The 25,859-nt window shown below is 69.8% G+C and carries 29 protein-coding genes and 1 tRNA gene; 1 reads left to right on the forward strand and 29 read right to left on the reverse strand.

Annotated features, from left to right (window positions below; all coding sequences use genetic code 11):
• Positions 1 to 30: 30 nt before the first annotated feature.
• From AB0N22_RS04955 to AB0N22_RS04970, 4 genes are all read right to left on the reverse strand, one after another.
• On the reverse strand, positions 31 to 675 hold the full coding sequence (locus AB0N22_RS04955; protein WP_364639223.1) for a response regulator transcription factor: 645 nt from the start codon (positions 673 to 675) through the stop codon (positions 31 to 33).
• Positions 672 to 1,850 (reverse strand): histidine kinase, encoded by a 1,179-nt coding sequence (locus AB0N22_RS04960; protein WP_364639225.1) that lies wholly within the window; start codon positions 1,848 to 1,850, stop codon positions 672 to 674. Before AB0N22_RS04960 ends, AB0N22_RS04955 begins: the two co-directional genes overlap by 4 nt.
• Before the next feature lie 28 nt (positions 1,851 to 1,878).
• Positions 1,879 to 3,894 (reverse strand): MMPL family transporter, encoded by a 2,016-nt coding sequence (locus AB0N22_RS04965; RefSeq protein ID WP_364636762.1) that lies wholly within the window; start codon positions 3,892 to 3,894, stop codon positions 1,879 to 1,881.
• Positions 3,895 to 4,153: 259 nt separating this feature from the next.
• On the reverse strand, positions 4,154 to 4,951 hold the full coding sequence (locus AB0N22_RS04970) for a hypothetical protein (protein WP_364636764.1): 798 nt from the start codon (positions 4,949 to 4,951) through the stop codon (positions 4,154 to 4,156).
• Between the two features lie 180 nt (positions 4,952 to 5,131).
• Here AB0N22_RS04970 and AB0N22_RS04975 point away from each other — a divergent pair, with 180 nt between their 5' ends.
• The gene (locus AB0N22_RS04975; RefSeq protein WP_364636766.1) at positions 5,132 to 5,551 is read left to right on the forward strand and encodes a hypothetical protein; all 420 of its coding nucleotides are present in this window, start codon (positions 5,132 to 5,134) and stop codon (positions 5,549 to 5,551) included.
• Positions 5,552 to 5,590: 39 nt separating this feature from the next.
• Here AB0N22_RS04975 and AB0N22_RS04980 read toward each other — a convergent pair whose 3' ends face one another.
• The 25 genes from AB0N22_RS04980 to AB0N22_RS05100 all read right to left on the reverse strand — a co-directional run bounded on the left by AB0N22_RS04980 (position 5,591) and on the right by AB0N22_RS05100 (position 25,843).
• Positions 5,591 to 6,295: a hypothetical protein gene (locus tag AB0N22_RS04980; protein ID WP_364636768.1), complete on the reverse strand. Its 705-nt coding sequence runs from the start codon at positions 6,293 to 6,295 to the stop codon at positions 5,591 to 5,593.
• A 428-nt stretch (positions 6,296 to 6,723) separates the two neighbouring features.
• Complete coding sequence (locus AB0N22_RS04985; RefSeq protein WP_364636770.1) at positions 6,724 to 7,005, reverse strand: helix-turn-helix domain-containing protein; 282 nt, start codon at positions 7,003 to 7,005, stop codon at positions 6,724 to 6,726.
• On the reverse strand, positions 7,002 to 7,406 hold the full coding sequence (locus AB0N22_RS04990) for a VOC family protein (RefSeq protein ID WP_364636772.1): 405 nt from the start codon (positions 7,404 to 7,406) through the stop codon (positions 7,002 to 7,004). Before AB0N22_RS04990 ends, AB0N22_RS04985 begins: the two co-directional genes overlap by 4 nt.
• A 59-nt stretch (positions 7,407 to 7,465) precedes the next feature.
• Positions 7,466 to 7,678, reverse strand: a complete 213-nt coding sequence (locus tag AB0N22_RS04995) for a hypothetical protein (RefSeq protein ID WP_364636774.1) — start codon at positions 7,676 to 7,678, stop codon at positions 7,466 to 7,468.
• A gap of 97 nt (positions 7,679 to 7,775) precedes the next feature.
• A tRNA-Pro gene (locus AB0N22_RS05000) sits at positions 7,776 to 7,849 on the reverse strand.
• Positions 7,850 to 7,903: 54 nt separating this feature from the next.
• Positions 7,904 to 9,229, reverse strand: coding sequence for a ribosome biogenesis GTPase Der (gene der, locus AB0N22_RS05005; RefSeq protein WP_364636776.1), 1,326 nt, complete (start codon positions 9,227 to 9,229; stop codon positions 7,904 to 7,906).
• A complete protein-coding gene (locus AB0N22_RS05010) occupies positions 9,222 to 9,911 on the reverse strand; it encodes a lysophospholipid acyltransferase family protein (protein WP_364636778.1) in 690 nt (229 codons plus the stop codon). The genes der and AB0N22_RS05010 overlap by 8 nt, the downstream gene beginning before the upstream one ends.
• Entirely contained in the window at positions 9,908 to 10,567 is a 660-nt protein-coding gene (gene cmk / locus AB0N22_RS05015) for a (d)CMP kinase (RefSeq protein ID WP_364636780.1), read from the reverse strand. The genes AB0N22_RS05010 and cmk overlap by 4 nt, the downstream gene beginning before the upstream one ends.
• A gap of 22 nt (positions 10,568 to 10,589) precedes the next feature.
• Positions 10,590 to 11,663: a prephenate dehydrogenase gene (locus AB0N22_RS05020; RefSeq protein ID WP_364636782.1), complete on the reverse strand. Its 1,074-nt coding sequence runs from the start codon at positions 11,661 to 11,663 to the stop codon at positions 10,590 to 10,592.
• On the reverse strand, positions 11,660 to 12,385 hold the full coding sequence (locus tag AB0N22_RS05025) for a pseudouridine synthase (RefSeq protein WP_364636784.1): 726 nt from the start codon (positions 12,383 to 12,385) through the stop codon (positions 11,660 to 11,662). The genes AB0N22_RS05020 and AB0N22_RS05025 overlap by 4 nt, the downstream gene beginning before the upstream one ends.
• On the reverse strand, positions 12,378 to 13,103 hold the full coding sequence (gene scpB / locus AB0N22_RS05030; protein ID WP_364636786.1) for an SMC-Scp complex subunit ScpB: 726 nt from the start codon (positions 13,101 to 13,103) through the stop codon (positions 12,378 to 12,380). Before scpB ends, AB0N22_RS05025 begins: the two co-directional genes overlap by 8 nt.
• The gene (locus AB0N22_RS05035; RefSeq protein WP_364636788.1) at positions 13,096 to 13,998 is read right to left on the reverse strand and encodes a segregation/condensation protein A; all 903 of its coding nucleotides are present in this window, start codon (positions 13,996 to 13,998) and stop codon (positions 13,096 to 13,098) included. Before AB0N22_RS05035 ends, scpB begins: the two co-directional genes overlap by 8 nt.
• A complete protein-coding gene (locus AB0N22_RS05040; protein ID WP_364636790.1) occupies positions 13,995 to 14,342 on the reverse strand; it encodes a hypothetical protein in 348 nt (115 codons plus the stop codon). Before AB0N22_RS05040 ends, AB0N22_RS05035 begins: the two co-directional genes overlap by 4 nt.
• A complete protein-coding gene (locus AB0N22_RS05045) occupies positions 14,327 to 15,175 on the reverse strand; it encodes an AAA family ATPase (RefSeq protein WP_364636792.1) in 849 nt (282 codons plus the stop codon). Before AB0N22_RS05045 ends, AB0N22_RS05040 begins: the two co-directional genes overlap by 16 nt.
• A gap of 119 nt (positions 15,176 to 15,294) precedes the next feature.
• Positions 15,295 to 16,221 (reverse strand): site-specific tyrosine recombinase XerD, encoded by a 927-nt coding sequence (xerD, locus tag AB0N22_RS05050; RefSeq protein ID WP_364636794.1) that lies wholly within the window; start codon positions 16,219 to 16,221, stop codon positions 15,295 to 15,297.
• Positions 16,218 to 16,829, reverse strand: coding sequence for an NUDIX hydrolase (locus AB0N22_RS05055; RefSeq protein WP_364636796.1), 612 nt, complete (start codon positions 16,827 to 16,829; stop codon positions 16,218 to 16,220). The genes xerD and AB0N22_RS05055 overlap by 4 nt, the downstream gene beginning before the upstream one ends.
• A complete protein-coding gene (locus AB0N22_RS05060) occupies positions 16,826 to 18,502 on the reverse strand; it encodes a CTP synthase (protein WP_364636798.1) in 1,677 nt (558 codons plus the stop codon). The genes AB0N22_RS05055 and AB0N22_RS05060 overlap by 4 nt, the downstream gene beginning before the upstream one ends.
• Positions 18,503 to 18,641: 139 nt before the next feature.
• The gene (locus tag AB0N22_RS05065; RefSeq protein WP_364636800.1) at positions 18,642 to 19,526 is read right to left on the reverse strand and encodes a copper transporter; all 885 of its coding nucleotides are present in this window, start codon (positions 19,524 to 19,526) and stop codon (positions 18,642 to 18,644) included.
• Positions 19,523 to 20,659 carry a putative cytokinetic ring protein SteA gene (steA, locus tag AB0N22_RS05070; protein ID WP_364636802.1) on the reverse strand — a complete coding sequence of 379 codons (1,137 nt, stop codon included), beginning with the start codon at positions 20,657 to 20,659 and terminating at the stop codon, positions 19,523 to 19,525. The genes AB0N22_RS05065 and steA overlap by 4 nt, the downstream gene beginning before the upstream one ends.
• A 126-nt stretch (positions 20,660 to 20,785) precedes the next feature.
• Positions 20,786 to 22,489 (reverse strand): DNA repair protein RecN, encoded by a 1,704-nt coding sequence (gene recN / locus AB0N22_RS05075; protein ID WP_364636804.1) that lies wholly within the window; start codon positions 22,487 to 22,489, stop codon positions 20,786 to 20,788.
• On the reverse strand, positions 22,489 to 23,406 hold the full coding sequence (locus tag AB0N22_RS05080) for an NAD kinase (protein WP_364636806.1): 918 nt from the start codon (positions 23,404 to 23,406) through the stop codon (positions 22,489 to 22,491). The genes recN and AB0N22_RS05080 overlap by 1 nt, the downstream gene beginning before the upstream one ends.
• Positions 23,403 to 24,245, reverse strand: a complete 843-nt coding sequence (locus AB0N22_RS05085) for a TlyA family RNA methyltransferase (RefSeq protein WP_364636808.1) — start codon at positions 24,243 to 24,245, stop codon at positions 23,403 to 23,405. Before AB0N22_RS05085 ends, AB0N22_RS05080 begins: the two co-directional genes overlap by 4 nt.
• A 4-nt stretch (positions 24,246 to 24,249) precedes the next feature.
• A complete protein-coding gene (locus AB0N22_RS05090) occupies positions 24,250 to 24,492 on the reverse strand; it encodes a hypothetical protein (protein ID WP_364636810.1) in 243 nt (80 codons plus the stop codon).
• The gene (locus AB0N22_RS05095; protein ID WP_364636812.1) at positions 24,489 to 25,508 is read right to left on the reverse strand and encodes an HAD-IIA family hydrolase; all 1,020 of its coding nucleotides are present in this window, start codon (positions 25,506 to 25,508) and stop codon (positions 24,489 to 24,491) included. The genes AB0N22_RS05090 and AB0N22_RS05095 overlap by 4 nt, the downstream gene beginning before the upstream one ends.
• On the reverse strand, positions 25,505 to 25,843 hold the full coding sequence (locus tag AB0N22_RS05100) for a single-stranded DNA-binding protein (protein WP_364636814.1): 339 nt from the start codon (positions 25,841 to 25,843) through the stop codon (positions 25,505 to 25,507). The genes AB0N22_RS05095 and AB0N22_RS05100 overlap by 4 nt, the downstream gene beginning before the upstream one ends.
• Positions 25,844 to 25,859: the final 16 nt, after the last annotated feature.

Here is a 25,859-nt window from a genome sequence, read left to right on the forward strand (position 1 = left end):
GCCACTGGTGTGGTTGCCACCGCAGCTCGATCAGTGCAGGCCGGCCTCATACGCGGCGATCACGAGATGAACCCGATCACGAGCTCCCAGCTTCGCGAGGATGCGGCCGACGTGAGTCTTGGCGGTCAGTGGGCTGACGACCAGCTCGTCTGCGATCTCGCTGTTGCTCCGGCCCAGGGCGATCAGCTGAAGCACCTCTCGTTCGCGTGCCGTCAGGCTGGCCAGTCGCTCGGGCTCCGTCGCTTCCGGACGGCTCAACGCCCGGGTGATGACCGCCCTGGTCGCGGCGGGTGACAACAGCGATGCCCCGGCTGCGACCGTACGGATGGCGTCCAGCAGCGCCTCCGGACGGGTGTCCTTGGGCAGGAATCCGCACGCCCCCGCACGAAGCCCTCGCATGACGTTGGCGTCGGTCTCGAACGTGGTCAGGATCAGCACCTTGCTGGCGCTGGATCCATCGTCAGCGACGATCTGCCGGGTCGCCTCGATGCCGTCCATGTTCGGCATCCTGATGTCCATCAGGACGACGTCCGGATGCAGGTCCCGGGCCAGCGCCACCGCCTCGTCGCCCGTACCGGCCTCACCGACGACCTCCATCCCATCGTCGGAGTTGACCAGCAATGCGAACGCGCCGCGCACCAGCGCCTGGTCGTCGGCGAGCAGGACGCGGATCATGACGACACCCGCCAGGCTTCCGGCATGGGCAGGCTCGCCCACACCTCGAATCCTCCGGACTCCCCCGGCCCGGCAGACAGCTCGCCGCCAACGGCCTGGGCTCGCCCTGTCATCCCGACGATCCCGAAGCCGGGCGGTGTCTCGGATGAGCTCCCTCGCGCGGGTCCCTGATCAATGACCGTGATCCGCAACCGCTGGTCATCCTGGTCGAGGCGGACGCTCGCGTGCTTGGCCTCCGAGTGTCGTACGACGTTGGTGAGCGACTCCTGGATGATCCGGTAGGCCACGACGGAGACCGTTGCGGGCAGCTCGTCCGACAGGCCGTGCGTCTCCACGTCGACCCGGACGTCCGCCGCCTCGGCCGTCTCCACCAAGCGGTGCAGCTCGCCGAGGTGGGGCGCCGGCTCGATCGGTTCGGCGTCGCCACGGTGCAGCACGTTCAGCACGGTACGCAGCTCGTGGAGCGTGGTCCGGCTGGTGTCCGACAGGTCGTGGAGCGTCTTGGACAGCTCACCCAGCGACGCATCAGGTTCCCGCTCCGGCAGCTGGTCGATCAGGTGCGCCGCCACCGACGCCTGGACGTTCGCGACCGCGAGCCCATGCGCCAGGACGTCGTGCAGCTCGCGGGCGATCACGACCCGCTCCTCGGCAACTCGTCGCTCGACCTCGTCGGCGCGTTCCAGCTCGAGCCGGGCGGTGACCGCAGCGGTCCAGTTCTGGTAGAAGCGGACTGCCAGCCCGGCGAAGAACGCCACGAACAGCCAACCGACGCCGAGGAAGGCATCGCCAGGCGCACCCGACGCCTCGTCGGCGACGACCGGTACGGTCACCGCGGCGACCGCCACCAGGGCGGCCACGGCTCGCCGCTGTGGCTCGCTGTAGCGCGCCACCGTGTACGCCGCCACCAACGAGGCCGGCATCGTGGCCTCATGGGGATAGTCGAGGACGTGGTACGGCGTCGACACGGCCAGGACCGCGACCATGACGGGCATCGGCCAGCGCCGACGGGTCAGCAACGGCACCGACATCGCACCCAGGAGGACGACCGCCCACAGGTCCACGCTTCGCTCGCCGTCGAAGTCGATCGACTCGAGCGTCACCGCGACGACGACGCCGAGCACGAACGACCCCGCCGCCAGCAACCCATCGGCTGCTGGCGGACGGAGCGCCATCATCGTCCACACAGGGTCATCGACACAGTCCTCATCCCGCGCGCCAGAGCTTGCTCGGCCACCATATCCGCGAACCCAGCGACATCGTGAGCGCCGGAACCACGATGGACCGCACCAGCAAGGTGTCGATGAGCACGCCGACGGCCACCAGCAGCCCGATCTCGACGAGCATGACGAGCGGCAGCGAGGCAAGCACCGCGAAGGTCGCCGCCAGCACCACGCCTGCCGAGGTGATCACGCCACCGGTCGCCGCGAGGCCGCGCTTCGTACCGTCGACCGTGCCGTGCCGAACGGCTTCCTCCCGCACCCGGGTCATCAAGAAGATGTTGTAGTCGACGCCCAAGGCGACCAGGAAGAGGAACCCGATCAGCGGCACCGACGACTCCATCCCGGCAAACCCGAGCACATGGTCGAACAGCAGGTTGCACAGTCCCAAGGCTCCGAAGTACGACACGACGACGGTCGCGACCAGCACCAACGGAGCGACGATGGCCCGGAGCAGCAGCCCGAGGATGGCGAGCACCACCAGCAGGATCAGCGGCATCACCAGGTTGCGGTCGCTCTTGTTGGTCTCGGCCTCATCGAGCTTCTCGGCGCTGGGTCCGCCGACCAGCGCGGACTTCCCTGCGACCTCCCCCACGTTCTCCCGGAGGCGCTTGATCGTTGCCGTCTCACCTGGGCTCTCTGGCGAGTCGTTCGGGATCACTGAGATCTCGACCCAGTCGTCGCTGGACCGCCCGAGCTCAGCACTGGCGACCCCCGACGTTCCCTGGACAGCAGCCAGGACCTCACGGCTGTCTCCCGGTCGACTCATCACGGTCAGCGGCTGACCGCCCTGGTCGGGATAGCGTGCTTCGGCCAGCTTCGCCCCGGTCACCGAGTCCGGCGTCGAGCGGGCGAACTGGTCGAGCTGCGGAAGGGCGCTGTTGACTCCGACGGTGCCCAGCGCGAGGCCGCCCAGGACCACCATCGGCACCACCCACCCGACGACGCGGCGACGCGCGACCAGCTCGCCGAGCCGCGCCCACCGTGAGCCGGATGCGCGGACCTCCGCCCCGAGCCGGGGCACGTACGGCCAGAAGACGCCGCGGCCGAGCAGCACCAACAGGGCTGGGAAGAGCGTCAGCATGACCAGCAAGGCAGCCCCGATGCCCGCCGCACCGACCGGACCGAGACTGCTGATGCTGTTGAGATCCGCAGCCAGGAGGCACAGCAGTCCGGCGACCACCGTCGCCGCCGAGGCGAGGATGGCCGGACCGGCCGCATGCAGTGCCGCCAGCATGGCGTCGATCGGACGTTCGTGGCGGTGCAGCTCCTCGCGATAGCGAGACACGAGCAGCAAGGCATAGTCGGTGCCCGCGCCGAAGACCAGGACGATCAGCAGCGCAGAGCTCATGCTCGTGATCGTGAAGTCGAAGATCTGGGTCAGTGCGTAGACGACACCCATCGATGTGACAGCCGCGACCCCGACCGAGGCGAGCGGGACCAGCCACAAGAGTGGACTGCGGTACGTCGCGATCAGAAGGAGCGCCACCACGACGGCCGTGGCGAGCAGCAGCCTCGAGTCCACGGCGTCGAAGACCTCGTCCATGTCGGCCCCCAGCGCGGTCGGACCGGTGACGTAGACATCCAGACCGTCCGGCTGGTCTTCCAGGAGCTGGCGCGCATCAGCGGTGGCATTGGCCTCCTCGGCCACCGCATCACCCTTCAGCGAAAGCCCGTACATCAGAGTCGTGCCGTCCTTGGACTCGACGATCTCGGACGGGGTGCCGGCGTCGGTGCCGAATTGCTCCGTCAGCTCGGCCTGGCCTCGTACGGCCGCATCCCGGTCGCCGGGCTGGAGGCCGCTCGGTCGTTCGTGCACGATCACGAGCAGGCCGTTCTCACCACCGGGCAGGTCAGCCTCGGCTTGGAGCACCTTGGTCGACTGGGCGCTGGCCGGCAGGTAGTCGGCCTGCCCGTCGCGGGTCACGGATTCGAGCTTGCCGGCGAGCGAGTAGCCGCCCACCACCAGCCCGACCCACACGGCCACCATCAGCCAGGGCAACAGGGTCTTCGTTCGGGTCTTCTTCGGTCGTGCCTCAGCACCATTGCGGTCTGGTGCTCTCAATTCAGTGGTCATGCCATTCACGCTCTCAGCCCGGGAGGGTTGCCGCGTCTGGCCACGGTAGGCACCTCGACGTACTCCTCGAGGAGTACGAACCGCTCGGCTGATCACTCAGCCTTGCCTGATCAGCCTCTCCGAGATGCGTCGGGTCGGCGGCCCTCAACCGAGCTCAGTGGCCGCCTGGGCTGCTGGGCGAGGCTCAGAAACCCATGTCGAAACCACCGTCGAAACCACCATCGAATCCGCCGCCATCGCCACCACCGTCGAATCCGCCGCCATCGCCACCGTCGCCACCGCTGTCACCGCTGTCGCCACCGCCACCGCTGTCGCCGAATCCGCCGAAGCCCCCGAACATCATGCCGCCCATGAACATCCACGTCATCGGACCGAAGGCGCCGAAGTAGCCCGCGGCGTAGGGCTCGTATGCCCTCCCGCCCTGCCAGTAGGGCACTCGCTGCGCCCCGACCATGACCTTGCGGACGTCAGGGTCTGCGCCAGCGCGCACACGCTCGGCATCCAGGGCACAGGCAGGCACGTCGCGCTCGACCCCGTCCGGCGGCACGTAGGGAACATCGGCAACCGAGAGCCCATGGCGCGGGTCGAAGAAGCACGGTGGCCGCCTGGTCGGCAGCGACTCCCCAGCGACTCGGGCGCGCACGCATGCGATGGCATACCGGCCGTCCTCGACGATCTCGGTGATGTGCCGGATGTCATCGGGCTTGGTGATGGAGTCGCTGGCGACCTTCGCCGCTTCGTAGGCGTCGAGCGCTCGGAGGTAGTCCGCGTTCGCACCTGCGTCGAGCTCACGACCGGTCATGTCCAGGTCGAGCCTCTGCAAGTCCTCGCCGAACGCGGTGATGTCCTCGAAGGCCAGCTCCCTCACTGGTGCGACCTCGGCTTCGCGCCGGCTCAGCTCGCGTTCCTTCTTGCGGCGGCTCGCGACGAGCACGACGGCTCCCAGCGCCGCGAGGACCAGCAGAAGCACGACCACGTCCATGTCCAGACTTTATCTCTGTGCGGAGCTCGGCGCTCGGGGCGAGACCGCCACAGCGACCGTCGCCGCGAGTCGTTCGTTCGCCTGCAGACGGGTCGACTCTCGTACGGGTGCGGTGGGGCTCGCTGGGGTAAGCAGGAAGGGTGAACCCATCAGGTGTTCATCGATCAAGAGGAGCAGCGCATGACCGAGACGCCGGGACAGCCCGCCACCGCACTCACCGAGGACGAGCAGAAGACCGTGAGGTCTGCCGCGCTGCGCGCCGGCGCCCTCGTCGCCCAGGCGGAACCCGGATTCTTCGACACCTTCAAGGAGTCCTTCGCTGCGAGCCGAGCGGTCAAGGCCGCGTCGCCTGCCGTGCAGAAGCTCGTCGCCGGCGGACTCCCGGAGATGCCTTCCGGCGGCAAGGATGAGGTCCGCGCGCGCACCCTCGACCTCCTCAAGCAGTCCGTCGGCATCCTGACAGAGAAGACCCCGGAGCTCGTGGAGGAGTACAAGCAGGTGGTGCTTCAGTCCGCGAAAGACGTAGCGGCCGCCGCCGACGACACGTCCGAGAAGGAGACCGGTACCATCGGCGAGATCGAGCGTGCCCTCGCCGGCTGATCCTGGTCCTGCAGGGCCATCTGACGTCCCGGCACACCGTCAACGTGGAGAGAGGGTGCCGCGCTCCCAGAGCGCCAGCTGCAGGGCGACGAACTCTCTCGGGTCGAGTGTGATGTCCAGGCGCTTGCGCTTCTTGCCTTGCTCCCACCCGGCCCAGGTCGATCGCACGCCGCCAGCGCTCGGACAGTGGACGGTGATCTGGCGCCGGCCGCCGCGCATCTGCAGGTAGCCGCCGACACGAACATCGACGCTCGCGTAGCTGTCGTCGTTGCCGGAGTTGCCTGAAGGTCGACTCTCCATGGCTGTGCCGATCACCACCTTGTCGATCGAGCTGAGCCGCCGGCGAGCCAGACCGAAAGAGTGACGGAGCACGGCGCCGCTCTCGTCCACCCTGAGCCGTCCGGGAAACAGCGGCACGCCCCAGGCAACTGCGCCCCACACGACGATCGCCAGCGAGGCGACCGCTGCGGCCCCCAGGATGATCCGATCGTCCGGATCCCCAGAGGTCGCGGTGTAGACCGCGGCGCCCGTTGCAGCGGCCAGCACGAGTACGAGCAGCCAGCGTGAACCGACCCGCTCCGGTCCACCCCACCGCGCCTCGTGTGCGCCGACCGCACCGTCGTGGGTCTTGGCGAGGTGACGCTCGAGGTTTGCGCCCTTCACCTGGGCAGCGCACTCCGGACACGGCACCGGACGGTCCGGGCGTTCACTGGCCAGACGCCTTGCACGCTCCACCGTCGTCATCATTCATCCTCCGTACGCCGATCCCTGCGACCCGTTGACTAGCGTCGAGAAGCCTAGTGGTCTGACCTCAGCAACGGGCTGGGCCGCATTCGTCGGATCACGGCAACCGCGACGAGCGCCACCACGGGCGAGATGAGGGCACCCCACGTCGGAAGATCGCCCGATGACCCTCGACGAAGCACTGATCTGGACGACCGCGACGACAGCACCGAGCAGGAGCTCACGTCGGACAGGACAGATCCGGTGCTTTGGTGAGACAGGATCGAGCTCCCGCTCTGGTTCGACAGCAGTGACCCGATGGACATGCTCGACCCGATGGAGAACACCGGTCGATGAGGTCACGGACCGATCGTAGACGGCGAGACCCCACCCGCGGGTGCTCACGGGAGGCGCTCAGCAGCCCGGTCTTGCCGGTCAGCTCGAGACATTCACCTCTCGTCGGCGCCCCATCGGCCGAGCGCAACGATGGCTTCGCGCAAGGCGCGCCCGCGGTCGGTCAGCTCGTAGGCCCGGGTGTTGTGCCGCAGGGGCAGACGTACCAGCACGCCGGCTTCCTCGAGCTCGCGCAGCCTGGTGGCGAGCATGTTCGTCGGAACGCCAAGCTCACGCTGCAGGTCGCCGTAGCGCTTGGGACCTTCGAGCAGCTGCTCCACGATGAGCAGGGCCCACCGCGCTCCTACGACCTTGAGCGCTGCGGCAAGGTCACTCACGCGCCCGCATCGGCGTCCGGCTTCATCCAGAACGGTGAGTAGTGATAGCCGTCAGGGTCGTCGAACTGCCGCTGATACATGAAGGGGTAGTCGTCGATGTCGCCGATCCGCCCGCCGGCAGCGCCGGCCCGCTCCACGAGCTGGTCGACCTCGTCACGGCTGCCGAGGTCGAACGAGACCGTGACCTTGGAGGGCGTGTCTGGACCACCGGTCAAGTCCTCGGTGCCTCCGACGGCCGCATACATCTCGCGGCTGCCGAGCATGACGTACTGCTCGGGCGTGATCGCGAAGCACGACACGTTGTGGTCGGACATCTCGGGGTTGAGGGTCCAACCAAGGGCGGTGTAGAAGGCGGTCGAGCGCTCGACGCTCTCGACTGGGCAGGTGATGAAAAGGCTCATGCCCGCCACACTTGCAAAATGCAAGTGCGATGTCAAGAGGCGCGGATCTGTGGCTTCGTCTATGCCGGTCGCAACGGTCCGCCCCCGCTGTCGTCGTCATCATCGTCGTGGCGGAAGAACCGACTCATGTCGATGCCCTCGTACAGGCCGACGCCGATGAGGATGAAGAGGATCAGCGTGAGGAAACGATGGACATAGATGTCCCAAGCGAACACCGCCAGGAGGATGTAGGCGATGGCCAACCCTGCGGCGACCCTGACGACCCACTTCATCCACCCACCGTACGAGATGGCGCGCCTGCACGACCGCGGACGAAGACACAGAAACCGCGCCCGACCTGCCGATGCAGGTCGAACGCGGTTTCTTCGGTCGGGCTGACAGGATTTGAACCTGCGACCCCCTGACCCCCAGTCAGGTGCGCTACCAAGCTGCGCTACAGCCCGTCGTACCGAAGAGGAACTTTACCGCAGCGTGCGGCGCGTTCCTGCAGCGGCCGGTCAGCGGCGCTCGCGCTTCTTGCGCGGGCGCTGCTGCAGGTGGATCGGCGACCCCACGAAGCCGAACTCCTCGCGGAGCCGGCGCTCGATGAACCGCATGTAGGACGCCTCGAGCTTGCCCGAGGTGAACAGCACGAACGTCGGCGGCGAGGTCGATGCCTGCGTGCCGAACATGATCTTGGACTGCTTGCCGCCGCGCACCGGGTGCGGGTGCTCGGCCACCAACCGGCCGAGGAACGCGTTGAGCGCTCCCGTGGTCACCCGGGTCTCCCAGCCCTCGAGAGCAGCGTCGAGCGCGCGTACGAGACGGTCGACGTGCCAGCCCGTGCGTGCCGTGATGTTGATCGTCGGCGCCCACGGCACCTGCACGAGCTCGCGCTCGATCTCACGCTCGAGGTAGTAGCGACGCTCCTCGTCGACCAGATCCCACTTGTTGAAGGCGATGATCAGCGCGCGACCGGCCTCGGCGACGGAGCTGATGATGCGGGTGTCCTGCTCGGTGAGCGGCTGGCTGCCGTCGATGATCACGACGGCGACCTCGGCACGGTCGATGGCCGAGCTCGTACGCAGGCTGGCGTAGTACTCGTGTCCCGACGCGTCCCGCACACGACGGCGGATGCCGGCGGTGTCGATGAAGTTCCACGTGCGCCCGCCCAGCGTGACGATCTCGTCGACCGGGTCGACCGTGGTGCCCGAGGCGTCGTCGACGACGACCCGCTCCTCACCGGCGAGCCGGTTGAGCAGGCTGGACTTGCCGACATTGGGCTTGCCGACGATCGCGACGCGACGGGGACCCTGCGGGGCGTCGAAGTCCTCGGGCGGCGGGTCGGGCAGCGCCTCGAGCACGGCGTCGAGCATGTCGCCGCTCCCCCGGCCGTGCAGGGCGGAGACCGGGTAGGGCTCCCCCAGTCCGAGGTTCCACAGGCCAGCGGCCTCGGCCTCGGTGCGCTGGTCGTCGACCTTGTTGGCCGCCAGCACGACGGGCTTCTTGGCGGCGCGGAGGATGCGGACGACCTTCTCGTCGACGTCGGTGATGCCGACCGTCGCATCCACGACGAACAGCACGGCGTCGGCGACCTGGATCGCGATCTCGGCCTGGGCGGCGATGCGCTCGGCCAGCCCGCGGGCGTCGGGATCCCAGCCTCCGGTGTCGACGACCGTGAACGCGCGGCCGTTCCAGTTGGCGTCGTAGGACACCCGGTCCCGGGTCACGCCCGGCACGTCCTCGACGACCGCCTCACGGCGGCCGATGATGCGGTTGACCAGGGTCGACTTGCCGACGTTGGGGCGCCCGATCACAGCGAGAACGGGTACGACGTCAGCCATCGGTGGATCCTGTCGGGAGGGGGCCGGGGAGGTCGCGCTGCAGCACGGACTTGGCCCGGGAGACATGAGCACGCAGGTGATCGCGAATCTGATCACCTGCGTCTGCCATTGTCCCACGATCTCGCGGCCAAACCCGCATCGGCAGCTGGATCGGCTCCCCGTAGACGACGTCCAGACGGGTGCCCTTGGGTGGGCGGGCGTCAGCGGGCTCCCCCGCCTGCCGCGTCCCGAAGATCGCGATCGGCACGACCGGGGCCCCGGAGACGAGTGCGAGGTAGGTGACGCCGTTCTTGAAGCGCTCGAACTCCCCCGCCCCGCGGGTCGACTCCGGATAGATCAGCACCACCTGTCCCGCGCCCAACGCCTGCACCGCACGACGTACGGCACCGGTGTCGTTGCGCGTCCGGCTGACCTTGATCTGGCCCACGAAGCGCAGCAAGCGTCCCGTACGTCCTTCGAACTCCTCCTCCTTGACGAGCGCATGTGCCGGGCGCGGTGCGGTCGTGAACAGCAGAGGACCGTCGAGCCAGCCGATGTGGTTGCTCGCGAGGATCACCGGCCCTGTCGCCGGGACGTGCTCGAGCCCGTGCTGGTGGATGTCCCAGCGCCGGGTGAAGTAGCCGCGGACCAGGCGGCGCATCAGGCGCAAGCCGCCCTCCGGCAGTCCCTCGGCGGTGCTCATCGCGCGTCGACGATCCCGACGATCGTGTCGATCACTTCTTCGAGCGTCAGGTGGGTCCCGTCGACCACGACGGCGCCCTCGGCCTTTGCCAGCGGGGAGGCCGCTCGCGTCGAGTCGATCTCGTCGCGGCGGGCCAGCGCCAGCTCGGTCGCGGCGGTGTCGGCCTCACCGGTCTCGGCGGCACGCCGAGCCGCACGGGCAGCAGCGTCGGCCACGAGGTAGATCTTGACCGGGGCGTCCGGGGCGACGGTCGAGCCGATGTCACGGCCCTCGACCACGATCCCGGCGCTCTGCGCGATCGTCTCGCGCTGCAGGTCGACCAGCATGTCCCGGACCTCAGGCACGGCGGCGACGAGGCTGACCGCGCTGGTCACCTCGCTGCTGCGGATGGGCTCGGCGACGTCGGTGCCGTCGACGTGGATCGTCGGGTCGAGCGGGTCGGTGCCCGACGTCAGGCGTACGTCGCCGGCCGCTGCGGCGATCGCCCGGGGGTCCTCCAGGTCGACGCCGCGCTCGAGCAGGGCCCACGTCATGGCGCGATACATGGCTCCGGTGTCGAGGTAGGCCAACGACAGTCGGTCGGCGACGCCGCGCGACGTGCTGGACTTGCCCGAGCCCGAGGGTCCGTCGATCGCCACGACCAGAGGCTTGCTCACGTGTGCCACTCCTTGGGTGCTTTCAGCGGTATGCGGACCAGCCGCGTGCGGTCAGTGCCTCGACGAGGGTATCGCCGACTCCCCTGGCGACGGCGATCTCGGCCAGCCCGACGGGTCGCCCGAGGTCGTGGTCGAGCCGGAGGTCCTCGATGTTGACGCCGGCCGCGCCGGTGTCGCCCATGAGCCTGGACAGCTCGCCGGGCTGGTCGGCCACCTGGACGTGCACGACGTCGAGGCGGTCGGGCTGCTCGCCGTGCTTGCCGGGAATCAGCGCGGTCCCCCGGCGACCGGCTTCGAGGACGTCGCCGAGGACGGTGTCGTCGTGACCCAGCGCGTCGATGACCCGGTCGAGGTCGGCGCGTACGAGCTGGAGCACGGCGCGTACGTCGGGGGCGTTGGTGCCGAGGATGTCGAGCCACAGCGCGCTGTCGCTGCCGGCGATGCGGGTCGTGTCACGCAGGCCCGGGCCGGCCAGCGCGAGGTGATTGCCCTCGGCCTCGGTGAGACGAGCCGCCGTCAGGGTCGACATGACCTGAGGGACGTGCGAGACCAGGGCCACGGCACGGTCGTGCGTCGCCGCGTCCATGATGATCGGCACGGCGCCGACGTGCAGCGCGAGGTCCACGACGGCATCCAGGGCAGCCGGCTGGGTCGTCCCGGTGGGCGTCACGGCCCACGGCCGGCCCTCGAACAGCTGCGCCGAGGCCGCCATGGGCCCGGAGCGCTCGCTGCCGGCCATCGGGTGGCCACCGACATAGCGCTCGGCGCCGGGAGCGGACTCGACGGACCGTTGGAGCAGGGACTTCACGCTGGTCACGTCGGTCACGATCGCTTCGGGCCACCTGACCAGCGCGTCGGCGACCACGTCACCGGCGACGACCGGCGGCACGGCGACGACCACGAGGGACGGCAGAGTGTCGTCGAGGAACGCCCGGCCCGCGCCGCGCGAGACGGCCAGCTCGACGTTGTCGGGATCGGCGTCGACGAGCATGACGTCGACCTCGTGCTCGCGCAAGGCCATGCCGACCGAGGTGCCGATGAGCCCCGAACCGATCACGAGCACCGGTCCCGATGGGAAGTCGGAGGTCGCGGTCACGGCTCCACGCTATCGAAGAGGGCGCCCAGCTCGTCGCGCGTCAGGTCGCGCATGGCGCCGGAGGAGAGTCCGCCGAGGTGCAGCGGACCGAGCGCCGTACGGGTCAGTTCACGCACGGGGTGGCCGGCCGCGTCGAGCAGCCGCCGCACGATGCGGTTGCGACCCATGTGGATGTCGAGCTCGACGAGCGATCGCCCGCGAGAGGTGTCCTTGACGAGGAAGCGGTCGACCTGGGCCTGCCCGTCGTCGAGCTCGATACCGGCCTTGAGCTTCGGGCCGAGGCTGTCGGGCACGGTGCCGTCGACCAGTGCGACGTACGTCTTGGTGATCTCGAACGACGGGTGCGCCAGCTTGTGGGCCAGGTCCCCGTCGTTGGTCAGGATCAGCAACCCGGACGTGTCGGTGTCGAGCCGGCCGACGTGGAACAAGCGGTCGTCACGGCCGGCGACGATCGATGAGAGGTCCGGACGGCCGCGCTCGTCGGCCATCGACGTGACGACGCCTCGCGGCTTGTTGAGCAGGACGTACGCGTGGTCGTTGGGCGGCGGTATGCGGTTGCCGTCGACCCTGATGACGTCGGTCAGCGGATCGACCCGGGCGCCCATGACGTCGATGATCTCGCCGTTGACCTCGACGCGACCGCTGGCGATCATGTCGTCGCAGCGCCGCCGGCTCCCGAGGCCCGCCTGCGCCAGGACCTTCTGCAGTCGGATCTCAGCCACGTGCGTCGTCTTCGTCGGGCAGGCCGACGTCGTCGGTCGGCGTCGCGTCATCGGCCACCGCGTCAACCTCGTCCTGCTCCTCCGACAGTCCCAAGGACCCGTCGTCCGGGGCGGGCAGGTCCGGCGCACCGGGCAGGGCCTCGTCCTCCATGTCCTCGAGCTCCGGGAGGTGTCCGGCGATGTCGGGCAGCTCGTCGAGGCTGCCGAGGCCCATGCGCTCCAGGAAGTAGCTGGTCGTGCGGTACAGGATCGCGCCGCTCTCGCCGTCGACGCCGTCCTCCTCGATGAGGCCGCGGGTGACGAGCGTACGGACGACACCGTCGACGTTGACGCCACGAATCGCCGAGATGCGCGAGCGGCTGATGGGCTGCCGGTACGCGACGACCGCCATCGTCTCGAGGGCCGCCTGGGTCAGGCGGGCCTGCTGGCCGTCGAGGATGAAGCGCTCGACCGCGCCGGCGAACTCCTCACGGGTGAAGAATCGCCAGCCACCCGCGATGTTGCGCAGCTCGAAGCCGCGGCCCTGCGCGGTGTACTCCTCGGCGAGCTCGCCGAGCGCCTGCTCCACGTCGACCGGCGGGTGCCCGACGGCCTGCGCGAGCGTCAGGTGGTCGAGCGGCTGGTCCGCGACCATCAGCACGGCCTCGAGGGCCGGCCTCAGGTCGAGCATCTCCAGCTCGAGCTCGTGCGGGCCGGTGGGTACGTGCTGGTCAGTCATCGGCGCTCTCAGATGGGTCAGGGGTCGGTTCGTCTGCGTCGTCGGGCACGGCGAGCTCGTCGTCCGGGATCACGGGCAGGTCGTCGGAGACCCCCATGGGCTCGTCGAACTCGTCACCAACGTCGATGTCGCCGTCGTCAGTGCCGGTCCAGCGTACGTGCAGGTCACCCAGCGGGGTTGCCTGCTCGAACGCGATGACGCCCTCGCGGAACAGCTCGAGCACGGCCAGGAACCGCGCCACCTTGGTCATCAGGTCAGGAGCGTCGGACGTCAGCGCGCGGAAGGTCATCTCGCCCTTGCGACGCAGCTGGTCGACCACGAGATGGGCCTGCTCGCGGACGCTGACCTGGGGAGCGTGCAGGTGGGCCAGCGACAGGATCGGGACCGGCTTGGCCTCGAACGCCCTGGCCGCGAGCTGCGCCAGCTCGTCGGGACCGACCGAGATCAGCACCTCCGGCAGCAGGTCGGCGAAGCGCGGCTCGAGCGACACGACCCGCGGGAAGCGCTTCTCCTCCTCCGCCAGGCGGGCGGCGATCACGCCGGCGACCTGCTTGAACGCGCGGTACTGCATCAGGCGGGCGAACAACAGGTCGCGGGCCTCGAGCAGCGCGAGGTCCTCCTCGTCCTCGACCTCGGCCTGCGGCAGCAGGCGGGCGGTCTTGAGGTCGAGCAGCGTCGAGGCGACCAGCAGGAAGCTCGTGGTCTGCTCGAGGTCGTCGCCGAGCTCCTTGATGTACGCGATGAAGTCGCTGGTCACCTTGGACAGAGCGACCTCGGTGATGTCGAGCTGATGCTTGGAGATCAGCTGCAGCAGCAGGTCGAACGGGCCCTCGAAGTTGGTCAGGCCGACGGAGAATCCTGAGGGCGCGGACTCGTCGACGTCCGCGATCGTCACGAGTCGCTCAATCGCCGGGCGACGTCGCTGTCGGTGCCGCGCGCCTCGAGATCGGCCAGCGCCACGGCCAGCGCGGCTCGCACGAATCGCCCGCGATCCACGCCGCGACCCAGGTCGCTGCGGAGCCGGAGCCTGGCCTGCTCGACGGCGAGCAGCTCGGCCGCCGTCACGTAGACGGTCATCTTCTCGTCGTGCTTGACCCGGCCGCTGGCGGCGACGGCGGGCTCGGCGGCACCCTCCTCGGGCGCCTGCGCGGGTGCGGTCGCCCTGAAGAGCTCGTCGGCGCCGGGCATGGTTGGACGCTTGCCGGGGCCGGCCGACGGCGTGGTCACGCGTCGGGGCATCGAACGAGAACCTCCCTCGCGAGCTGGCGGTAGGAGTCGGCGCCCGGGGACGTCGTGGCGTACTCGGTGATGGGCTCTCCGGCCACGGTCGAGTCGGAGAACTTCACGGTGCGCCGGATGACGGTGTGGAACACGAGGTCGCCCCAGCCCTCGACGAGGGTCGCGAGGACCTCCTTGCCGTGGAGGGTACGGCTGTCGTACATCGTGCCGAGCAGCCCGATGATCTGCAGCTCGTCGTTGGTGCGGTCGCGCACCTTCTCGATCGTGTCCTTCAGCAGCGCCACGCCGCGCAGGGCGAAGTACTCGCACTCCAGCGGCACCAGCACGCCGTCGGCGGCGGTCAGCGCGTTGACGGTGAGCAGGCCGAGCGACGGCTGGCAGTCGATCAGGATGACGTCGTAGTCCAGGCGGATCGGCTTGAGCACGCGGGCCAGCACCTGCTCGCGGCCCACCTCGGTCACCAGCCGCATCTCGGCGGCGGACAGGTCGATGTTGGACGGCACGAGGTCGAGCCCCTCGACGCCGGTCGGCATGATCAGGTCCTTGACGGAGATCTCACGGTCCATCAGCACGTGATAGATGCTCTGCTCGAGCTCGTGAGCACTGACGCCGAGCCCGACAGTCATCGAGCCCTGCGGGTCGAAGTCGACGAGCAGCACTTTGCGACCGGTCTCGACGAGGGCGGCACCCAGGTTGATCGTCGTGGTCGTCTTGCCGACGCCACCCTTCTGGTTGCACATCGCGATGATTGTCGCGGGCTGGCCGGGCTTGCGGGGCTGGGGCTCCGGGAACTTCGGCAGAGGCCTTCCGGTCGGTCCCAGTTCCTTGCTCATCAGCTACCCCTGCACTCGAACTCGACCGGCGGACGAGCGTCACTCTACCGCGAAAAGTCGACTTGACGACCGCCCTTGGACCGGGACACGGCAGGGTCGCCGAGATCGCAGCGCAGAACCTATCGGGACGCCCGCGGATGGGCCGTTGCGTAGATCTCGCGGAGCTTCTCGACCGTCACGAGGGTGTAGATCTGGGTGGTCGTGACCGAAGCGTGGCCCAGCAGCTCTTGCACCACGCGGACGTCGGCACCGCCGTCGAGCAGGTGTGTGGCGAAGGAGTGCCGCAGGGTGTGCGGCGACACGTCGGCAGCGACACCGGCGCGTTGCGCGGCCCGGGTGAGGACGGTCCACGCGCTCTGTCGCGAGAGCCGGCCGCCGCGGGCGTTGAGGAACACCGCAGGGGTGCTGGTCTTCACGGACACGAGCGCCGGGCGGGAGGCGGTGAGGTAGTCGACCAGCGACTGCCGGGCGTACGAGCCGAGCGGCACGATGCGCTGCTTGCCACCCTTGCCGCGCAGCAGGACGGTGGACTCCTCCAGGTCGAGGTCATCGACGTCCAGGCCGACGGCCTCGGAGATCCGGGCCCCCGTGCCGTAGAGCACCTCGAGCAGGGCGCGGTCGCGGGACGACAACGTGGTGCCCGGTGCCCCTGCGGCGTCGAGGATCGCCTCGACGTCGGACAGCGGCAGCGCCTTGGGCAGCCTCGAGGCCGGTCGGGGCGGCTTCACTGCGGCGGTGACGTCAGCGGCGACGATCTGCTCGCGCAGGAGGAACCGGTGCAGGCCACGGACCGCGACGATCGTGCGCGCGGCGCTCGCGGTGCCGAGCGACGCGTGATCCGGGTCGCCCGTGCGTAAAGACCCGAGGAACCCGGCGATGTCGTTCTCGGTGATGGCCGATGGGTCGGTCAGGTCACGGGAGTGCAGGAACTCGAGGTAGCGGCGCAGGTCGCGACGGTAGGAGTGGAGCGTGTTGTCGGCGAGGCCGCGCTCGACGGTGAGGTGGCTCAGGTAGTCCTGGACCGCCCGCTCCACGTCGGTGGTCATCTGGTGCGCAGCACCTGCGCTGCGAGGATGCCGGCGACCGTCAGCGAGTCCGTGATGCGACCGGCGAGCACAGCGTCGACCGCCTCGTCGAACGGCACCCACCACTGCGCCATGTCGGCCTCCTCGGCCTCGCGCTCGGTGCGGTCCGCATAGGGAACCGGGCTGAGGTCGGTCGCCTGGAAGACCTCCCACGCCTCGGTCGAGTAGCCCGGCGTGGCCAGGAGGTGCAGGATCGACTCCCACTTCTGCGCGACGACGTCGGCCTCCTCGGCCAGCTCGCGCGCGGCGGCATCCAGCCCCGACTCCCCCGGTACGTCGAGGGTGCCGGCCGGCAGCTCGAGCAGCCGTCGCCCGACGGGATGGCGGTACTGCTCGACCAGGAGGACACGGTCGTCCTCGTCGATCGCCAGCACCCCGATCGCCCCGTTGGGCTGCACGATGGCGCGCGCGTGCTCGCCACCGGCCGGATCCACGATCGTGTCGATGCGCAGGCTGACGTACGGGCTTTCGTACTTGCTCTCGCTCGAGGCCACAGGCCACGACTGGTCGGAGTCGGTCAGTCGCTGGCCATCGGCGAGCTCACCCGGCAGTCGCGGGTGCTCCGTCATGCATCCGCCTTCGCCTGCTCGTCGACCGGCAGTCGCATCTCGAGCTGACGGGCCAGCGCGGCACCGATCAGGCCCGAGAACAGCGGGTGCGGCCGGGTCGGGCGCGACCGCAGCTCGGGGTGGGCCTGCGTGGCGACGTAGTAGGGGTGCACCTCGCGGGGCAGCTCGACGAACTCGACGAGGTTGGCGTCCGGGGACGTGCCGCTGAACACCAGACCGGCCTCCTCGAGCGTCGTCCGGTACGTGTTGTTGACCTCGTAGCGGTGCCGGTGGCGCTCCTCGATCTTGTCGGCACCGTAGAGCTCGGCGATGATGCTGCCGGCCTGCAAGGTGGCCGGGTAGAGGCCCAGGCGCATCGTGCCGCCAAGGTCACCGGCGCCGTCGACGATCGCCAGCTGCTCGGCCATCGTGGCGATGACCGGGTTGGGCGTCTGCGGGTCGAACTCCGACGAGCTCGCGCCCTCGATGCCGGCGACGTTGCGGGCGTACTCGATGACCATGCACTGCAGGCCAAGGCACAGGCCCAGCACGGGGATGCCGCGCTCGCGGGCGTACGTCAGGGCGCCGAGCTTGCCCTCGATGCCACGGATGCCGAACCCACCCGGGACGCAGATGCCGTCGACGTCGTGCAGGTTCTGAGCCGCGCCCGACGGCGTCTCGCAGTCGTCCGACGGGACCCACCGCAGGTGGATCTTGGCGTCGTGCGCGAACCCACCGGCCCTCAGCGCCTCGCCGACCGAGAGATAGGCGTCAGGCAGGTCGACGTACTTGCCGACCAGGGCGATCGTGATCTCCTCGGCCGGGTGGTGCACCCGACGGAGCAGCTCGTCCCACTGCGTCCAGTCGACGTCGCGGAACGGCAGGTCGAGTCGCCGCACGACGTACGCGTCGAGGCCTTGGCCGTGCAGGACCTTGGGGATGTCGTAGATCGACGGGGCGTCGCTGGCCGTGATGACGGCTTCCTCGTCGACGTCGCACATCAGTGAGATCTTGCGCTTCATGCTCGTCGGGATGTCCCGGTCCGCACGACAGACGATGGCATCGGGCTGGATGCCGATCGACCGCAGCGCTGCGACCGAGTGCTGGGTCGGCTTGGTCTTGAGCTCCGCCGACGGGCCGATGTAAGGCACCAGCGAGACGTGCAGGAAGAACACGTTGCCGCGGCCGACGTCGTGACGCACCTGGCGCGCAGCCTCGAGGAACGGGAGGGACTCGATGTCGCCGACCGTGCCGCCGATCTCGGTGATGACGACATCGACGTCGGGGCCGGCCATCGCACGGATGCGGGCCTTGATCTCGTTCGTGATGTGCGGGATGACCTGGACGGTGTCACCGAGGTAGTCGCCGCGGCGCTCCTTGGCGATGACCTCGGAGTAGACCTGACCCGTCGTGACGTTGGCCTTGCCGGACAGGTCGACGTCGAGGAACCGCTCGTAGTGGCCGACGTCGAGGTCCGTCTCGGCACCGTCGTCGGTCACGAAGACCTCGCCGTGCTGGAACGGGTTCATCGTGCCGGGGTCGACGTTGAGGTAGGGGTCGAGCTTCTGCATCGTGACGCGCAGGCCGCGGGACTTGAGCAGACGCCCGAGAGACGAGGCGGTCAGACCCTTGCCGAGCGAGGAGGCAACCCCGCCGGTGACGAAAACGTGCTTGGTAACCGCGCTACCTGCCAAGGTGACTCCCGTGGTCGAAACCGAATGTCGAGCGCTCGTGATGCAAAACCTGCATCAGGCCTCCACGGGATTCCAGCCTACCAACAGATCCGGCGTTGGTCCCAACGACACACGTGTCGGCTCGCCCACACGCGGTTGATCAGCTCGCCGGCACGGCTCCGCTGCCGCTGCGGGAGGTGCCCCACGCACCGGGCTGTCCGCCGGCCTGGGCGGCCGCGACCAGCGCCGTGACGACGCGGCCCGACGCGGTGTCGGTGACGTCCGTCGTCGAGACCTCGGTGGCGAAATCGCTGTCGCGCACGGCCTTGACCGCTCCCCCGTCGGTGCTCGAGGACGACGGACCCGCGACGACGACACCCTTGGCGGTGCCGTTGAGCGCGCCGGAGAGCGCCGCGATGACGGTGCTCTGGTCCGAGCCGCCGGCACGCTCGGGCCCGGTCACGAGCACGGCGAGCGTCGCGAGCTTCGCGGGCGCCTTGGTCAGGGTGATGAGCTTGCCCTCGGCGAACGCCGACCGGATCGTCCCGGCCGTCTGGTCGGGTGCAGCGGCCTTGTCGGCCAGCAGCGCCCGGCCGAGTGCCGAGCCGATGCGACCGTAGCTGTCGCCCGCCGCGCCCACGCCGGGCACGTCCTCGGCGGCCTGCTGGGCCACGCCCTCGGCGAACTGGCGGCCCGACGCGTCCAGCAGCCTGCTCGTCAGGTTGACCTCGCCGGTGACCTCTCCGCCCGCTGCCTCGAGGTTCGACGTGATGCCCTTGACCTCCGCGGCACTCGTGCCCGGGACCGTCAGCACGACGATCGTCTGCCCCTTGAGCTTGTCGTCGAGCAGGCCGGCCGACGTACGCCCGGCGTAGCCGGACTCGAACGCGGCCAGTCCCGGATCGATGGCCCGCTGGCTCGTGGTGTCGTCGCCCCGCAGGGAGTCGCCCGTGTCGTCCAGCGGGCCGGAGCCCAGGGCCACGCCGGCGGCCAGCGCGATCAGCGTCGCGGCGAGCGAGACGAGGTGGAAGCGGAAGTTGATCACGAGAAGAGTCCTTTGATCCAGGTGCCGAGATCGGCGAGCCGATCCCCGAGAGAGTCGAACCAGTCGTTCCCGACCGGGGTGACGGCGACCGACACCACGACGGCCGCGAGACCCGCGGCGAGCAGGAGCAGCACGGGCCACAGGGCGAAGCGCTGGGAGGTGAAGTGGTTGACGGCCTTGGCGTCCACGATCTTGGAGCCCGCGCGCAGTCGTGCGACGAACATCCGGGCGACCTCGGCCGGCGGGCGCTCGAGGAACTTGGACAACGTGGCCGGCGCGCCGACGTGGACGATCACCGCCGCCTCGTTGGTGTCGGCCAGCACGATCGCCAGGTCGTCGTCGGCGCCGGTCGACACGAACGTCACGATCTCCTTGCCGTGCCGCTCGAGCCGTTCAGGCGTGTCCACGGTGCCGGACGACGTCGTCACGACGACCTCGCCGGCCGCGCGGATCGCGGCGTCCGAGAGGTTGTCGATCGAGCCGATGACCAGGGCCGGGACGTAGCCGGCCTTGAGCAGGACGTCAGCGCCCGCGCCGGCGCCGATCAGCACCGGGTCGTCGTCGCGGATGTAGCGGCGCAGGCCACGCAGGTCCGCCTCGTCGTCGTACGCCCTGGAGACCACGACGACGGGCCGACCGCGCAGCTTGGTGCGGAGCCGCGGCACCCGGGCGCCGTCGAGCAGCATCGTCTGCTCACGCTGGATGTGGTCGGTGGCGTTCGCGGCCAGCGAGTCCAGGCGCGTCGCGAGCCCGGACTCGGCCTCGCGGAGCCTCGCGGCCGTCCGCTCCTCGTCGAGCTCGGTCCCGCCGATGACGAGGACCTCGTCGCGCAGCACCTTGCCGTCCTCGATGCGCACCTGCTCGCCGTTCTTGAGCGTGGACCACACGGCATCGCTGTCGATGTCGACCAGCAGGATGCCGGCTCGCGACAGCATCTGGGGTCCCACGTTCGGCACCCGTCCGCTGCTGGACGGGGCGGCGTTGAGCACCGCGCGCACGCGGCGATCGATGAGCTCCTGGGCCTGTCGCGCGTCGAGCTCGGGGTGGTCCACGACCGCGATGTCGCCCTCACGGAGCGATGCGAGATCGCTGTCGCGCTTCGCGAGACGTACGGTGCCGACAACCCCGGTCACGTCGGGTGAGCTGGGTCTCTTGTGCTTCCTGGTGGCCATCGCCGCCCATGTTTCCCGCTGAGACGGATCGATTTGCGCGCTGCAGCGGCGTGTCGCTCAAAAGACAACTTCTCAGCCGCACCTCACTCAGCCGCGGGCGAGCTCCAGCAGCTCCCGGGCGTGCGCCTGCGCCGTCGCCGAGTCCTCCTGACCGGCCAGCATGCGGGCGAGCTCGTCGACCCGGCTGTGCTCGTCGAGCTCGAGGACCGTGCTGCTCGTGACGGTGCCGTCGTCGTCCTTGGACACGACGAAGTGGTGATCAGCGAACGCGGCGACCTGGGGCAGGTGGGTGACGGCGATGACCTGGGCGTGCTCGGCCAGCCGCGCCAGCCGCCGCCCCACCTCGACCGCGGCCTTGCCACCGATGCCGGCGTCGACCTCGTCGAACACCAGGGTCGGCACGGTCGTGCGGTCGGCGAGGACGACCTCGAGCGCGAGCATCAACCGGGAGAGCTCTCCACCACTGGCCCCCTTGTGCAGCGGCCGCAGACCGGTGCCGCTGTTGGCGGCGAACAGCAGCTCGACGTCGTCGATGCCATGTGGCCCGGGCACGGCGTCCGGATCAGCCGTGACCTGGACCTCGAGGCGCGCCGAGGGCATCGACAGCTGCGCGATCTCCTCGTCGACCAGGGTGGACAGGCGGGCGGCGGCCTCGGTGCGGATCGCCGACATCTCGCGAGCCAGCCGGGTGACCTCGGGGACGAGCTCGGCCTGCTCGGCCTCGAGCGCAGCCACCGACTCGTCGTCGTTGCCCAGCTCGTCGAGCCGGGCTGCACTCTTCTCGGCCCACGACAGGACGTCGTCGAGCGTCGGACCGTACTTGCGCTGGAGCCCGGCCAGGGCGGCTCGGCGGTCCTGCAGCGCGGCGAGGCGTTCGGGATCGAGCTCGACACCGGCGGAGTAGGCGCCCAGCTCGGCACCGACGTCGTCGAGCAGGATGCCGAGCTCGAGCACCCGGTCGGCCAGCGCGTCGAGTGACGGATCGTGTCCCGCAGCCTCGCGCAGAGCAGCCGATGCCTCGGCCACCTGCGTGCGGGCCGCGTCGAGGTCGGCGTCGCCGACCAGCGACCGGTGGGCCTGGTCGGCCGCACGGGCCAGGGCTTCGGAGTGGGCCAGCCGGCCCTCCTCGACCTTGAGCTGCTCGTCCTCACCTGCCTGTGGCTCGACCTCGTTGATCTCGTCGAGGCCGAACTGCAGGACGTCGAGCTCACGGGCGCGCTCCTGGGCGTGAGTGCGCAGCTCGACCAACGTACGTTCGACCGTGCGCCACCGCGCATAGGCAGGCGCATAGGCCTCGGCAGCCTTGGTGAACGGCGTGCCGGCGAACCGGTCGAGGGCTGCGCGCTGCTCCGCGGCACGCAGCAGACGGTGCTGGTCGGACTGGCCATGGACCGCGACGAGCTCGTCGGTGACGTCGGCCAGCAGCGCCGCCGGCACCGTGGCACCTCCGGCGATGGCGCGCGACCGGCCTTGGGCGGACAGCACCCGGGCGAGGATCACGACGTCGTCGTCGATTCGCCCGCCCGCGTCCTCGACGGCTGCGGTGGCTGCGGCACCGGCAGGGACACCGATGCTTGCCTCGACGCGAGCCTGGTCGGCTCCGCGGCGTACGAGCCCGAGGTCCGCCCGGTCACCGCGCAGGAGGCCAAGGGCGGTCACGACCATGGTCTTGCCAGCTCCGGTCTCGCCCGTGATGACGGTGAACCCCTCGGACAGCTCGAGCTCGGCAGAGTCGATGACGCCGAGGTCGCGCAGGCTGAGCCGCTCCCAGATCGAGCGCGGCGCGGCCATCAGACCTCACCCCGCTGCCGTTGCTCGGCGGATCCGCGCCAGCCGGCCACCGGGAGGTCGAACTTGCGGACCAGCCGGTCGGCGAACGAGGCCTTCTGCAGCCGCGCGAGACGGACGGGCGTCCGGCCCCGGACGACCTCGACGCGGGCACCGACGGGCAGGTCGGCGGCACGCCGGCCGTCGCACCACAGGACCCCGGTGCTCTGCTCGCCGACGACCTCGATCGCGAGCGTCGAGTCGGGCGAGACCACCAGGGGCCGGGCGAACAGGGCGTGCGCACTGATGGGCACCATCAGGAGGGCGGCGACCTCGGGCCAGACGATCGGTCCCCCGGCGCTGAAGTTGTAGGCCGTCGACCCCGTCGGCGTCGCGCAGACAACCCCGTCGCAGCCCCAGCGAGAGACCGGCCGGTCGTCGATCTCGACCACGATCTCGAGCATGCGCTCGCGCGCCGCCTTCTCGACGGACGCCTCGTTGAGGGCCCAGTTGGTCGCGACGACCTCGCCCCCAACTGTCACCGAGACGTCGACCGTCAGCCGCTCCTCGACCGTGTAGGAGCCGTCGACGACACCGCGGACGACGTCGTGGAGGTCCTCGACGTCGGCCTCGGCAAGGAACCCCACGTGCCCGAGGTTGACGCCGAGGACCGGGGTGTTGGTGCCGCGGCACATCTCGGCGGCTCTCAGGATCGTCCCGTCGCCGCCGAACACGACCGCGAGCTCGCAGCCGTCAGCCGCTCCGGGGCCGGTCTCGACCACCCCGGGCTCGTCGAGACCTGCGGCGCGCAGCATGTCGACCTCGGCGTCGAGCACGCAGACGTCGACGCCCTCGGCTCTCAGGTCGGCGGCGAACGCGATAGCGACCTTGCTCGCCTCTTCGCGCGCGACGTGGACGATCAGCAGGACTCGCCTGGTCATGTGTCCTCCCCTGGGGCGGTGTCGAGCGGACCCGCGGCGACCACGGCGTGGGCTGCGTCAAGCTCGGGCGCCGGGGCGTCGCTGCGCAACCAGCAGAAGTACTCCACGTTGCCGGCCGGTCCCGGCAGCGGGCTGGGCGCCAGGGCTCGCGTGCCCCACCCGAGCGCGTACGCCGAGTCGCACACCCGGTGCACGGCATCGGCGTGCAGAGCGGGATCGCGGACCACGCCGTTCTTGCCGAGATTGCTCTTGCCGACCTCGAACTGCGGCTTGATCATCAGCACGATGTCGCCTCCGCCTTCAGGACTGCTGGGTTCGCACACCCTCGTCAGGGCAGGCATGACCACCGTAAGCGAGATGAACGACAGATCCGAGACGATCAGCTGTACCGGCCCACCGATGTCGCCAGGCTCGAGGTTGCGCACGTTGGTGCGGTCGAACACCACGACGCGTTCGTCGGACTGCAGGGCCCACACGAGCTGGCCGTAGCCCACGTCGACGGCGCACACCTGTCGTGCGCCCCGGCGCAGCAGCACGTCGGTGAAGCCCCCTGTGGACGCGCCGGCGTCGAGGCAGCGCCTGCCCTCGACCGACAGACCCATCGGCTCGAACACGGCCAGAGCACCCAAGAGCTTGTGAGCGCCGCGCGAGGCATAGGTCGGCTCGTTGCTCGCCCTGACCACGATGGCCTGATCGGTCGTGACGTTCGTGGCCGCCTTGGTGGCGACCGTGCCCGCGACCTTGACGTGGCCGTCGTCGATCAGGGTGCCGGCGTGCTCGCGGGAGCGAGCCAGTCCACGGCGTACGAGCTCGGCGTCGAGCCGGAGCCGTCGTGTCATCGGCTCACGCGCTCTCGGGGGCGTCCCCGTCGCGACCGGCGTTGGCGAGGGACTCGCGCAGCACGCGGTGGATCCCGTCGAACTCCTCGGGGTGCGACGTGATCTCCAGGTCGTCCAGGCGGTCGAGCCGCTCCAGGGCAGCGTCGATGTCGGCGTGGCCCGTCGACTCCAGCGTCGTCGCCGCCACCGCGTCGTCGTCGAGGTGGTCGGAGGCGTCGGTCGCCGGACTGGTCGAAGGCTCGCTCATGCTCCCAGTGTCCCATCCACCGTCAACGATGCGTCGGAGCGATCGCGGACCGACCAGGCGAGTCCGACCACCGCCCGAAGCGCCTCCGTGCCGGCCGGTTCGCCGGTCTCGAGGCTCACGACGGTTTCCCGTACGACGGCTGTGGCCGCACCGCACCGCGCCCGGTCGCCGTCGAGCTCGACCTCGAGGTGGGACTCGTTGAGGCCCGCGAGGTCAGCCGAGACGAAGGTCGGCCGCTGGCCCGGCGCCCTCTCGATGATCTCCTGCAGGGTGCTGACGCCGGTCAGGACCGCGAGGCTGTCCGTGCCGGCGTTGATCGCGCCGTCGATGTCGGTGTCGAGCCGATCGCCGACGACCAGCGGATGCCGGCCCCCGACGCGCTCCATCGTCTCGTCGAACAGGGCCTTCTGAGGCTTTCCGGCGACGACGGGCGAGGCGCCGGTCGCATTGCGGATCGTCTGCACCAAGGAGCCGTTGCCCGGGGCGATACCGCGCGCCGTCGGGATCGTGAGGTCGGTGTTGCTCGCGAACCACGGAAGCCCGGCCTGGATCGCGAACGATGCCTCCGACAGCTGGCGCCAGCCGACGTCGGGATGGAACCCCTGCACCACCGCGACCGGCTCGTCGGCCAGGCTCGTGACGCACCGCAGGCCGCGCTCCTCGAGGGGCCCGCGCAACCCGTCGCCGCCGACCAGCAGCACCGGCGACCCGGTCGGCACGGCATCGGCGACCAGGTGAGCCACCGCCTGGGCCGAGGTCACCACGTCGCCGTCGTCGACCTCGGGCATCGCCAGTTCACGGAGGTGCTCGGCGACCTCGTGCGGGGTGCGGGCGGCGTTGTTGGTCACGTAGGACAGGCGCATCCCGTTGGTGCGTGCCTCGGTCAGCGCCTTGACCGCACCTGGCACCGCGTCCCGACCGACGTAGACCACGCCGTCGAGATCGAGCATCGCCAGGTCGTAGACCGTGCTGAGCGGCTGCGTCGTGGAGCCCAGACCGGCTGCGCTCAGTGTCATGCTCCCGAGGCTACCGCCGAGGTGGAGACCTTCCGGCACGAGTCCACGTCGACGGACACGAAGCTGATCGCCCCGCGCGTGAATCGCCGGCGCAGCTCACCGGTCACCTCGACCTCCGAGCCGGCCTCGAGCCGACTCACGGTCCGACGCATGGACGCGCTCCACGCCGAGCACTCGATCGTGTCCACGAGCTGCTTGGACCGTCTCCGGGCCGCAGCGCTGCGCCGGACGATCAGGCGGAACGAGACGACCTCATCGCCACTCGGGAGGACGCGGGTCTCCGGATCTGCCGAGACCCGCCCCACAAGATGCACCTGGTTGTTGTCATCAGTCATGACATGACGATGCCCC

The sequence above is a fragment of the Aeromicrobium sp. NPDC092404 genome, assembly GCF_040684095.1.
Taxonomy (GTDB): Bacteria; Actinomycetota; Actinomycetes; order Propionibacteriales; family Nocardioidaceae; genus Aeromicrobium.

What these genes read in the sequence shown, in the direction of transcription:
- AB0N22_RS05045 (WP_364636792.1), bottom strand. Translation starts at nt 15,175, where the DNA reads ATGAGCAAGGAACTGGGACCGACCGGAAGGCCTCTGCCGAAGTTCCCG.
- AB0N22_RS05085 (WP_364636808.1), bottom strand. Translation starts at nt 24,245, where the DNA reads ATGACACGACGGCTCCGGCTCGACGCCGAGCTCGTACGCCGTGGACTG.
- AB0N22_RS05090 (WP_364636810.1), bottom strand. Translation starts at nt 24,492, where the DNA reads ATGAGCGAGCCTTCGACCAGTCCGGCGACCGACGCCTCCGACCACCTC.
- AB0N22_RS05040 (WP_364636790.1), bottom strand. Translation starts at nt 14,342, where the DNA reads ATGCCCCGACGCGTGACCACGCCGTCGGCCGGCCCCGGCAAGCGTCCA.
- AB0N22_RS04990 (WP_364636772.1), bottom strand. Translation starts at nt 7,406, where the DNA reads ATGAGCCTTTTCATCACCTGCCCAGTCGAGAGCGTCGAGCGCTCGACC.
- der (WP_364636776.1), bottom strand. Translation starts at nt 9,229, where the DNA reads ATGGCTGACGTCGTACCCGTTCTCGCTGTGATCGGGCGCCCCAACGTC.
- recN (WP_364636804.1), bottom strand. Translation starts at nt 22,489, where the DNA reads ATGGCCGCGCCGCGCTCGATCTGGGAGCGGCTCAGCCTGCGCGACCTC.
- AB0N22_RS05080 (WP_364636806.1), bottom strand. Translation starts at nt 23,406, where the DNA reads ATGACCAGGCGAGTCCTGCTGATCGTCCACGTCGCGCGCGAAGAGGCG.
- AB0N22_RS04980 (WP_364636768.1), bottom strand. Translation starts at nt 6,295, where the DNA reads ATGACGACGGTGGAGCGTGCAAGGCGTCTGGCCAGTGAACGCCCGGAC.
- AB0N22_RS05010 (WP_364636778.1), bottom strand. Translation starts at nt 9,911, where the DNA reads ATGAGCACCGCCGAGGGACTGCCGGAGGGCGGCTTGCGCCTGATGCGC.
- AB0N22_RS04975 (WP_364636766.1), top strand. Translation starts at nt 5,132, where the DNA reads ATGACCGAGACGCCGGGACAGCCCGCCACCGCACTCACCGAGGACGAG.
- AB0N22_RS05100 (WP_364636814.1), bottom strand. Translation starts at nt 25,843, where the DNA reads ATGACTGATGACAACAACCAGGTGCATCTTGTGGGGCGGGTCTCGGCA.
- AB0N22_RS04970 (WP_364636764.1), bottom strand. Translation starts at nt 4,951, where the DNA reads ATGGACGTGGTCGTGCTTCTGCTGGTCCTCGCGGCGCTGGGAGCCGTC.
- AB0N22_RS04960 (WP_364639225.1), bottom strand. Translation starts at nt 1,850, where the DNA reads ATGATGGCGCTCCGTCCGCCAGCAGCCGATGGGTTGCTGGCGGCGGGG.
- AB0N22_RS04955 (WP_364639223.1), bottom strand. Translation starts at nt 675, where the DNA reads ATGATCCGCGTCCTGCTCGCCGACGACCAGGCGCTGGTGCGCGGCGCG.
- scpB (WP_364636786.1), bottom strand. Translation starts at nt 13,103, where the DNA reads ATGACTGACCAGCACGTACCCACCGGCCCGCACGAGCTCGAGCTGGAG.
- AB0N22_RS04995 (WP_364636774.1), bottom strand. Translation starts at nt 7,678, where the DNA reads ATGAAGTGGGTCGTCAGGGTCGCCGCAGGGTTGGCCATCGCCTACATC.
- AB0N22_RS05055 (WP_364636796.1), bottom strand. Translation starts at nt 16,829, where the DNA reads ATGACGGAGCACCCGCGACTGCCGGGTGAGCTCGCCGATGGCCAGCGA.
- AB0N22_RS05095 (WP_364636812.1), bottom strand. Translation starts at nt 25,508, where the DNA reads ATGACACTGAGCGCAGCCGGTCTGGGCTCCACGACGCAGCCGCTCAGC.
- xerD (WP_364636794.1), bottom strand. Translation starts at nt 16,221, where the DNA reads ATGACCACCGACGTGGAGCGGGCGGTCCAGGACTACCTGAGCCACCTC.